This window comes from Rhizobium sp. RAF56, assembly GCF_052113965.1.
Classification (GTDB): Bacteria; Pseudomonadota; Alphaproteobacteria; order Rhizobiales; family Rhizobiaceae; genus Rhizobium.
The window spans coordinates 1-974 of the sequence record NZ_JBFRDU010000117.1 but is presented as its reverse complement, the minus strand read 5'-3'; the positions used below and the strand labels follow the sequence as shown (position 1 = coordinate 974).

Annotated in this window: 1 pseudogene; it reads right to left on the bottom strand. The window is 60.1% G+C overall.

The features are described 5' to 3' along the window. Positions 1-961, bottom strand: a pseudogene (locus AB4048_RS28825) (IS630 family transposase); the annotation flags it as partial. Between the last annotated feature and the right edge of the window lie 13 nt (positions 962-974).

Sequence of the window (974 nt, the reverse complement as noted above, 5' to 3'; positions counted from 1 at the left end):
TCGTAGGATTTGAATACACGGTTTGAGAGCCAGTTTTCGCGCATGAAGTGCCAGAGGTTTTCGACCGGGTTCAGCTCCGGCGATTTCGGCGGGAGTGGCAGGATGGTGATGTTTTCAGGCACGACGAGCTTGTTGGACATGTGCCAGCCTGCCTGATCCATGATGAGGATAGCKTGCGCATTCTCGTCGACATGGCGGGCGATTTCGGCCAGGTGCTGCGTCATCGCGTAGGTGTCGCACCACGGCATGACGAGAGCTGCCGCCTTACCGAGCTTTGGGCAGATTGCACCGAAGATATAGGCCGATCTCGTGCGTTGATCATGCGGCGCGGACGGCCGCGATCCGCGTCTGGCCCAGCGGCGCGTGATCTTGTTCTTCTGCCCGATGCGGGCCTCATCCTCGAACCAAATCTCTATTCGTTTTCCTCGGGCCGCTCCGGCGGCAATTTCTGCCACYGCGGCGGGGAAACTTTTTTAAAATCCTCAATGGCTTGAGGGTCTTGCGCGTGATGTTTGGGCCGGGCAGCAAGCTTGCGATAGCCCATGGCCCGTACTTCACGGCTCAGCGTTTGCTCGCTCACCGAAACGCGAAACTCTTCCCAAAGCCATTGAGCCAGATCGCACAGACGCCAGCGAACAACGCCGTCGAGATAGGGCGTCGGACCACGCTCGATGGCCTGCGCCAGGACCGCACGCTGCTGATCGTTCAACCGCGACTGCTGACCGGGAGCCTTGCCATTGACCAGTCCAGCAGGACCGCGTTCGTTGAAGCGCATGACCCAGTCCCGAACGATCTGGAGCGTGACATTGCCGAGACGGGCGGCATCTGAYCGCGAGCCGCCGTCGTAGATCGAGGCGAGCGCCAACAAGCGTCGTACCTGGGCTGCGTCCTTCGTCTGCCGCGCCAGCCGCCGAAGACGTTCTCCGTCAAAATCTTCACGTAACGAAATCCCTGATCGCATCGTAAACCTCCGG